The sequence below is a fragment of the Citrobacter sp. Cb028 genome (assembly GCF_030336705.1).
GTDB lineage: Bacteria > Pseudomonadota > Gammaproteobacteria > Enterobacterales > Enterobacteriaceae > Citrobacter > Citrobacter braakii.
Genome location: NZ_JAOWCZ010000017.1, coordinates 1 through 210 on the forward strand (window position 1 = coordinate 1; position 210 = coordinate 210).

The 210-nt window shown below is 48.1% G+C and carries 1 rRNA gene; it reads right to left on the reverse strand.

From position 1 onward, the window contains the following. Positions 1-58, reverse strand: a 5S ribosomal RNA gene (gene rrf / locus OGV75_RS23590); the annotation flags it as partial. Positions 59-210: the final 152 nt, after the last annotated feature.

Consider the following 210-nt stretch of genomic DNA (forward strand, 5'->3'; position numbering starts at 1 on the left):
GTTTCACTTCTGAGTTCGGCATGGGGTCAGGTGGGACCACCGCGCTACAGCCGCCAGGCAAATTCTGTTTATCAACACACTTTTCGCATGTCGATGTAATCTGTAATCAAGCTGAATATCGTGTCTCTTTCGCCAAAACACCTTCGGCGTTGTAAGGTTAAGCCTCACGGTTCATTAGTATCGGTTAGCTCAACGTATCGCTACGCTTAC